Annotated in this window: 9 protein-coding genes and 1 tRNA gene; 5 read left to right on the top strand and 5 right to left on the bottom strand. The window is 52.9% G+C overall.

All coding sequences use genetic code 11. The annotated features are described in order from the left end of the window. Positions 1-378: hypothetical protein (locus ACTG3Z_RS16675; protein ID WP_439144141.1), on the top strand; the 378-nt coding region annotated here is incomplete at its 5' end. A gap of 101 nt (positions 379-479) precedes the next feature. Here the strand turns inward: ACTG3Z_RS16675 and ykgO are convergent. Continuing rightward, the gene (gene ykgO, locus ACTG3Z_RS16670; RefSeq protein ID WP_012177066.1) at positions 480-605 is read right to left on the bottom strand and encodes a type B 50S ribosomal protein L36; all 126 of its coding nucleotides are present in this window, start codon (positions 603-605) and stop codon (positions 480-482) included. Between the two features lie 69 nt (positions 606-674). Further along, positions 675-749 (bottom strand) — tRNA-Val (locus ACTG3Z_RS16665). Positions 750-902: 153 nt separating this feature from the next. On the opposite strand from ACTG3Z_RS16665, the gene ACTG3Z_RS16660 reads away from it, so the two are divergent. Then, a complete protein-coding gene (locus ACTG3Z_RS16660; protein ID WP_439144140.1) occupies positions 903-1,766 on the top strand; it encodes an N-formylglutamate amidohydrolase in 864 nt (287 codons plus the stop codon). On the opposite strand, the gene ACTG3Z_RS16655 is transcribed toward ACTG3Z_RS16660, so the two are convergent. Then, entirely contained in the window at positions 1,767-3,020 is a 1,254-nt protein-coding gene (locus tag ACTG3Z_RS16655; protein ID WP_439144139.1) for a DNA polymerase IV, read from the bottom strand. It abuts the gene before it with no gap. A gap of 126 nt (positions 3,021-3,146) precedes the next feature. On the opposite strand from ACTG3Z_RS16655, the gene ACTG3Z_RS16650 reads away from it, so the two are divergent. Further along, positions 3,147-4,043, top strand: a complete 897-nt coding sequence (locus ACTG3Z_RS16650) for an SPFH domain-containing protein (RefSeq protein WP_439144138.1) — start codon at positions 3,147-3,149, stop codon at positions 4,041-4,043. Beyond that, the gene (locus tag ACTG3Z_RS16645; RefSeq protein WP_439144137.1) at positions 4,043-4,315 is read left to right on the top strand and encodes an NfeD family protein; all 273 of its coding nucleotides are present in this window, start codon (positions 4,043-4,045) and stop codon (positions 4,313-4,315) included. Before ACTG3Z_RS16650 ends, ACTG3Z_RS16645 begins: the two co-directional genes overlap by 1 nt. Here ACTG3Z_RS16645 and pyrF read toward each other — a convergent pair. Next, entirely contained in the window at positions 4,312-5,022 is a 711-nt protein-coding gene (gene pyrF, locus ACTG3Z_RS16640) for an orotidine-5'-phosphate decarboxylase (RefSeq protein ID WP_439144136.1), read from the bottom strand. The two genes, ACTG3Z_RS16645 and pyrF, sit on opposite strands and share 4 nt — an antisense overlap. A 67-nt stretch (positions 5,023-5,089) precedes the next feature. After that, positions 5,090-5,356 carry a hypothetical protein gene (locus tag ACTG3Z_RS16635; RefSeq protein WP_439144135.1) on the bottom strand — a complete coding sequence of 89 codons (267 nt, stop codon included), beginning with the start codon at positions 5,354-5,356 and terminating at the stop codon, positions 5,090-5,092. Between the two features lie 228 nt (positions 5,357-5,584). Here ACTG3Z_RS16635 and clpB point away from each other — a divergent pair, with 228 nt between their 5' ends. Beyond that, entirely contained in the window at positions 5,585-8,203 is a 2,619-nt protein-coding gene (clpB, locus tag ACTG3Z_RS16630; RefSeq protein ID WP_439144134.1) for an ATP-dependent chaperone ClpB, read from the top strand. Positions 8,204-8,278: the final 75 nt, after the last annotated feature.

Here is an 8,278-nt window from a genome sequence, read left to right as displayed (position 1 = left end):
AACTGCTCATGTCCGCGAGCTATCACGCTGGATTCACACAGTGAATCCTACAGTGCCCGATTTGTGCAACAAAGCCTAGAAAACGGTAAAAGCCATTTTGAAAGGTGGCTCGAAAAGCAGACGCCAGAGATACATATTGTTGCTTCTCTGCCGAGTTTCGTTGTTCTGCCGCATTTTCTGGCTGGGACAGATAATATTGCGACGATACATGAACGCCTCGTTCCACTTTTTGCATCTCAGCCTGATCTTTCAATCGTGGATCCGCCTGTCGAAATACCAGTTCTACGCGAATATCTTGTTACGACAGAAAAGCATAAGCACGATTCAGATGCGCAGTTGCTCGCAGATGTAATGCGAGATGTGGGCAAAGAGATTTGATGCAGGACTCTGTCGCCAAGACTGATTGAAAGGACCTGCATTCAAAAGAAAAGGCCGCCTCAAAAAGAGACGGCCCATTCCAATTAGTAAGCTGCTTACTCTTAACCCTGGCGGGCTTTGAAGCGGCGCTGTGTTTTGTTGATCACATAAACACGGCCCTTACGGCGCACAACACGGCAATCGCGGTGACGCTGCTTCAGCGAGCGGAGCGAGTTTTTAACCTTCATAGGTCTTCTCCTCTTACGCGGCGCTGCGTGCGCCTCGATGGTTAGCGCCCGAGATGGGCAAAAAAATCATGGTGGGCGATACAAGGTTCGAACTTGTGACCCCTTCGATGTCAACGAAGTGCTCTACCACTGAGCTAATCGCCCTTACTACAAGCTAAAAACTCTTGCCCCAAAACAAAATGGGGCGCGAAATCCCGCGCCTGTGAGAGGGGCTATAAAAGGAGTCGCACATGGGATCAAGGGCTTTTGGTATTTCTGACAATCGGTCTATAACGTATACGACGAACAGGAGCATTCATGCCACGATCCGGCTTTACTCTCACACGACCAGATGCGCTGACATCCAGCGTTATTTGCGCATCGCCTCATAGCGGTCGCGACTATACATGGTCGTTCATGCGCCGCTCCGCGCTTAGCGAGTTAACGATGCGCTCGAGTGAAGACGCTTTTGTCGATCAGTTGATCGAAGAAACCCCGCGCTTTGGTGCGCCTTTGCTGACGGCAACTGTGCCGCGTGCGTTCGTGGATCTTAATCGCAGTGCAGATGAACTTGATCCTGCGCTGATTGATGGGGTGCAAAAGTCTGGGCACAATCCGCGTGTTGCCTCTGGTTTAGGGGTGATCCCGCGTGTTGTTGCCAACAGTCGTGCGATTTATCGTGGTAAGCTTTCTCATGTTGAAGCGCGCAAAAGGCTAACAGATTATTGGTTTCCATATCATGACCAACTCGCGCGTTTGCTGGGTGAAGCTCATGAGAATTTTGGCACAGCTCTTTTGATGGATTTTCATTCGATGCCGCGTGAGGCGCTTGATAGTGTAGTACGTGCATCGAAAGATCGTCCTGACGTGGTGCTCGGGGACCGTTTTGGCGCGTCCGCGAACAGCGATGTTATGGATTTCGTTGAGGCCGCTTTCGCCGGTGCAGGGTTTAAGGTTTCTCGCAACACCCCCTTTGCAGGGGCGTATGTGACACAAACATACGGTCGCCCATCACGCGAACAAAATGCAATTCAGATTGAAATAGATCGTTCGATCTACATGAACGAAGAAACGCTGACGCATAATTCAAATTTCGCAGATGTTAAGCAGGCACTCACAACTGTCATTTCAGATGTCTGTAAGATGCATCGTGGTTCAAGCCTACCCGTCGCCGCAGAGTAGTTAGCGCAGCGCACGACCCTTTACGATTGCATCAGTGCCAAAGCGCGCGCGAATCGAGTCTGTCGCGCGCTCAGCTTTGCTGCGTTTGACTGCATCTGGGTCGAGCAGATCGCCACTTAAATCTGCGCTGTCCGCTTTGCATAGGTCAGATAACCCCGTTCCTATCAATCGAAACGGCCCCTGATGTGCGACTGTGTCAAACAGCGCGCGCGCTTCGCGGTATACCCGATCCGTCATTTGTGTTGGATCGCGCAAGGAAATGCGCCGCGTGATCTGCGTGAAGTTCGCGCGTTTAAGTTTGAGCGTGACAACGCGTCCTGCGAGGTCTTTGGCCTTGGCGCGGTCTGCAACTTGTTCTGACAGACGCCAAATATGCCCATCTAGAATCTTAAGATCAGTAGTATCATCATGAAACGTCGTTTCTTTCGAAATGCTCTTGATGGGCGCATGCGCAGAAACGCGTCTATAATCCTCGCCGCGCGCGATATGATAGAGCCGTTCACCCGTACCACCAAATCGCGCAATGAGATCTGTTTTGTCCCATCTGAGCAGATCGTCGAACGTACGAATTCCAACCTTTTCAAGAGAGGCCTGCGCAGCAGGGCCAACGCCCCAGATCATCCGCACTGGTTTGCCTGCAAGAAACTTGGCTGTTTCGGCTTCACCAATGACGGAAAAGCCGTGGGGTTTATCCAGATCAGAAGCAACTTTCGCGAGAAACTTGTTGTGCGATAGACCAATCGAGCCTGTAAGCCCCACCTCACTGCGCATTCGTTTGATCAACCGCGCAAGCATAACAGCAGGGGGCGCACCATGCAGGCGCTCTGTTCCGCGTAGATCCATAAATGCTTCATCCAATGAAAGCGGCTCAATCGCGGGGGTCAGTTCAAGCATCATCGCTTTGATCGCCTTGGAAGCTTCAACATAGGCGGACATACGTGGTTTGATGACGACGGCATCGGGGCATAGCTTTAGCGCCTGAAACATCGGCATTGCCGAGCGGACACCCTTGATGCGCGCCACATAGCAGGCTGTTGAGACGACCCCGCGACGCCCGCCGCCGATAATCACTGGTTTATCCGCAAGCGAAGGATCATCGCGTTTTTCGACGCTGGCATAAAAGGCATCACAATCCATATGGGCGATAGAAAGCGTCATAAGCTCAGGATGCTGGATCACGCGCGCAGAGCGACAGGCAGGGCAACGGCTGCCTTGTTCAAAATCTGTCAAACAATCTCTGCACAGTGCGGGCATGTCGTTGCGTTTATCCTTCTGGCGTAGGGGGTGAGACTAAGCGCGATTGGCTTACGTTTCAAACGCTCTCCCTTTGTATTCTTGCGCGTGCATGACTATATCAAGTCAAATTATTTGGAGTTGTTCATGTCCCTTGATCAGATTGCCCTCAATTTTCTGAGCGAGAACACGTTTATCGTTCTGCTCGCGGCTTTCATAATTCTCTGTATCCTGCTGGGCGTTCGCATTGTTCCGCAATCAGAGAAGTTTGTCGTTGAGCGATTTGGTCGTCTGCGCTCTGTGCTTGGGCCCGGCATTAACCTGATCGTGCCTTTCTTGGACAAGGTCGCGCATAAGATTTCGATTCTGGAACGCCAGCTTCCCAATGCGACCCAAGACGCAATTACAGCCGATAACGTATTGGTGCAGGTTGAGACGTCTGTGTTCTACCGTATTCTGGAGCCTGAAAAGACGGTTTATCGCATCCGTGATGTAGATGCTGCGATTGCGACGACCGTTGCGGGGATGGTGCGCTCAGAGATCGGCAAGATGGAGCTGGATGAGGTGCAATCGAACCGCACGCAACTGATCAGCCAAATTCAGAAGCTGGTTGAGAGTGCGGTGAATGATTGGGGTATCGAAGTGACGCGCGCCGAACTTCTGGACGTGAACCTAGATCAAGCGACCCGCGATGCGATGTTGCAGCAGTTGAATGCAGAACGTGCGCGGCGCGCGCAGGTCACCGAAGCTGAGGGCGCAAAACGCGCCGTTGAGCTGAGCGCTGATGCGGAACTTTATGCGGCTGAACAGATTGCAAAGGCTCGTCGCATTGCTGCGGACGCGGAAGCTTATGCAACAAGCGTGGTTGCTGCGGCGATTGCAGAGAATGGGCTATCTGCGGCGCAATATCAGGTGGCTTTGAAACAGGTAGAAGCTTTGACCGCACTCGGATCCAGTAGTGGCTCGCAAACAGTTGTTGTCCCCTCCAGTGCAATGGACGCGTTTGGCGATGCGTTCAAAATGCTTAAGGGAGGGTCAAAGTAATGTGGACCTCTTGGGTGTTGTGGATGATTGCTGCGGTTGCTTTGGCAATTTTAGAAGTCTTCGCGCCAAGCTTTATTTTTCTTGGGTTTGCGATTGGCGCGGCTGTAATGGGGTTGATCTTATTGATCGGCGGCAGCGCGCTAAGCCTGTCGTTACCTATGACGTTCTTGGTATTCGCGGTCGTTTCGCTTATTTCATGGATCGCCTTGCGCCAACTTTTGGGCGTGCGCAAAGGGCAAGTGAAAGTCTGGGAAAAAGATATCAACGACTAAGCGCGGTTATGTCCGGCTGTTGCAAGCTCGGCGTTGATTGCTTCAGCCGCTGCTTTGCGATCACTCGTATCGCGGATCGGACGACCTACAACGATGTGATCTGCGCCATCTGCGATAGCACTAAAGGGCGTTGCGACTCGTTTTTGATCGCCTAGCTCAGCGCCAGCAGGGCGCACGCCGGGTGTGACTATCAAACGTCCTTGGGCTTCTGGAAGTGCGCGAATGGCTGCCGCTTCTTGTGGGGACGCGATGATACCATCGGCGCCAGCGTCAAAGGCAAGTCCTGCGCGTTCGACCACTAGATCAGGGATCGCGCCGTCTTTGATAAGACAGCTATCAAGATCACTACGCTCAAGCGAAGTGAGGATCGTTACGCCAAGAATTTTGAGGTTTGTGCCAGCTGCACCCTCTTTCGCAGCGCGCACAACATGCGGGTCGCCGTGAACCGTAAGAAAATCAATATCGAACTGCGCGAGACCACGTACCGCAGACTCCACTGTCGCGCTGATATCAAACAGCTTCATGTCTAGGAAAATGCGTTTGCCGTGCTCTGATTTCAGCTCATTTGCAAGTGCGAGTCCACCACCCGTCAACATGCCCAACCCGATCTTGTAAAACGACACGCTGTCGCCAAGAGTTTCGGCCATTTGCAGCCCTTCTAATGCGTTAGGCACATCAAGGGCTACGATCAAACGATCATCGGACATAGTGGCTTCTCCTGCTGAATGGCACTCCTATCGCGTGGAGCGCCGTGCAGGTCAAGCAGATCAGGCCTTACAGCGCAAACTCAGCAGGCAAAACACCCGGTGCAAATTTCATGTACGACTTGGAAATACGGTATTCAGGCATCAGCTGCACTTGGCGCAACGCTTCGGAAATATACGCGACTACTGGATTACGCTTCATTGCATCACGGCCGGGTTTGATTTGACAATCAAAGATAACGTCGCCTGTGTCCGTGACGAAGGCAACTTTGCCAGCGCCGCCAGTTTCGGGCGAAAATTCCTGTGTCGGTATAATGTCGATACGTTTTACGATCATGGGTCTGCTCCTGTGAGTGCCTCTGCTTTGGAGGCTTAAGATTGTTTACTGCTCGTATCTTAAAGCGACGAATCTGGGCGAAATGTGTCCAAATGCGCGTTAATTGCGTGGCACGTGGGCCTTGATACGACCCTTCTCAGTTCCCACATTCAGTGCGAGGCCCGACGCCATGCGTGCTGCAAAGCAGGCGCAAAACATCAGTTGGGTGCTTTATAAGGAGTACGACACATGGACCTTAATAAGTTCACAGAGCGTTCGCGTGGGTTTATCCAAGCGGCGCAAACAATCGCTCAACGTGAAGATCATCAACGTTTGACGCCAGAGCATATTCTAAAAGCATTGATGGATGACGACCAAGGATTGGCATCCAATTTGATCACCCGTGCAGGCGGCGCGCCCAAACGCGTGGTTGAGGCCGTTGAGGCGTCCGTTGGCAAAATCGCCAAAGTCAGTGGTGATGCAGGTCAGGTATATCTTGATGCGCAAACTGGCAAAGTTTTGGCGGAATCTGAAAAACTCGCAACGAAAGCTGGCGACAGCTTCATTCCTGTCGAACGTATTTTGCAAGCTTTGGCGCTGGTAAAGTCCAAGGCGCGCGAAGCTTTGGAAGCTGGAGCGGTCTCTGCGCAAAGTCTCAATTCTGCGATTAATGATATTCGCAAGGGACGCACAGCTGACAGCGCGAGCGCAGAAGAAGGTTATGACGCGCTCAAGAAATACGCGACGGACCTGACTGCGATGGCGGAGCAGGGCAAGATTGACCCTATTATTGGCCGCGATGAAGAAATTCGTCGTGCGATGCAGGTCTTGTCCCGTCGTACCAAGAACAATCCTGTTCTCATTGGTGAGCCCGGCGTTGGTAAAACGGCCATTGCCGAAGGTCTTGCACTGCGGATCATCAATGGCGATGTTCCCGAGAGTTTACGCAACAAGAAGCTCATGTCCCTCGACATGGGCGCGCTGATTGCGGGCGCAAAATACCGCGGTGAGTTTGAAGAGCGCTTGAAAGCGATCCTAAGCGAAGTCACGACTGCGGCGGGTGAAATCATCCTGTTTATCGACGAAATGCACACGCTTGTCGGCGCGGGCAAAGGCGATGGCGCGATGGATGCGTCTAACCTTTTGAAACCTGCGCTTGCGCGTGGTGAATTGCACTGCGTTGGGGCAACGACTTTGGATGAATACCGCAAGCACGTCGAAAAAGACGCGGCTTTGGCGCGGCGCTTCCAACCTGTGATGGTTGAGGAACCAACGGTCGAGGATACGATCTCTATCCTGCGTGGCATCAAAGAGAAGTATGAGCTGCATCACGGCGTGCGTATTTCAGATAGCGCACTTGTGGCGGCGTCCACGCTTTCGCATCGCTATATCACGGATCGGTTTTTGCCGGATAAAGCGATCGATCTGATGGACGAAGCAGCGAGCCGTTTGCGCATGGAAGTGGATAGTAAGCCGGAAGAACTGGATGCGCTTGATCGTGAGATCATGCAAAAGCAGATTGAGGCAGAAGCGCTTAAGCTTGAGGATGATCAAGCGTCCAAAGATCGTCTTGAGGTGCTTGAAAAAGACCTTGGCGATTTGCAAGAACGTAGCTCTGAGATGACGGCGCAGTGGCAGGCAGAGCGTGACAAGCTTGCGGGTGCGCGCGATATTAAAGAGCAACTTGATCGTGCGCGCGCTGATCTCGACATCGCGAAACGTGAAGGCAATCTCGCGAAAGCGGGTGAGCTGTCTTATGGCGTGATCCCAGAGCTTGAGAAGATGCTTGGCGATGCAGAAACTCAGGAAGCCAACGGCGTGATGGTTGAAGAAGCCGTGCGTCCTGAGCAGATTGCAAGCGTTGTTGAACGTTGGACAGGGATCCCGACGTCTAAGATGCTTGAAGGCGAGCGCGACAAGCTTTTGCGGATGGAAGACGCTTTGCATGGTCGTGTGATCGGTCAGCATTCTGCCGTGACCTCTGTTGCCAACGCTGTGCGACGCGCGCGTGCGGGCCTGAATGATGAGAACCGCCCGCTTGGATCGTTCTTGTTCCTTGGACCAACAGGTGTGGGTAAGACCGAGCTGACCAAAGCGGTCGCTGAATTCCTATTTGATGATGACAGCGCTATGGTGCGGATTGATATGTCTGAGTTCATGGAGAAGCATTCGGTTGCGCGCCTTATTGGTGCCCCTCCCGGCTATGTGGGGTACGATGAGGGCGGTGTGCTGACCGAAGCTGTGCGTCGTCGTCCGTATCAAGTCGTGCTCTTTGATGAGGTGGAAAAAGCGCATCCAGATGTGTTCAACGTGCTCTTGCAGGTGCTTGATGATGGAGTGCTTACCGATGGTCAGGGCCGCACGGTAGATTTCAAGCAAACGCTGATTATCCTCACGTCCAACCTTGGAGCGCAGGCGCTGAGCCAACTTCCCGAAGGTGCGGATGCAAGCGATGCCAAGCGCGATGTGAACGATGCTGTGCGTGCACATTTTCGGCCTGAGTTTCTCAACCGTTTGGATGAGACGATCATCTTTGATCGCCTTGCCCGTGAGGACATGACTGGAATTGTGACCATTCAGCTTAAACGCTTGGACAAACGGCTTGCTGCGCGCAAGATCACGCTTGATCTGGATGATGCAGCGAAGAAATGGCTTGCTGATGAAGGGTATGACCCTGTGTTTGGGGCGCGTCCTTTGAAGCGTGTGATCCAGCGCGCTTTGCAGAACCCACTGGCTGAAATGCTGCTTGCTGGGGATGTGGGTGACGGCTCTACAATCGAGGTGAGCGCGGGCGTCGAAGGGTTGATCATCGGTGATAAGGTTGCGAGCACCAATCGTCCACGCCCGGACGATGCTGTGGTGCACTAAATCAACGATGAAACACTCTGTGCTTTGACAGTGCGGCACTAAAAACAGACAACGGCCTCGCAACAACACGCGAGG

This window comes from Planktotalea sp. (genome assembly GCF_965659345.1).
Classification (GTDB): Bacteria; Pseudomonadota; Alphaproteobacteria; order Rhodobacterales; family Rhodobacteraceae; genus Planktotalea.
Note: the sequence above shows the minus strand (reverse complement) of the source record. Positions and strands in the feature narration are given on the sequence as shown.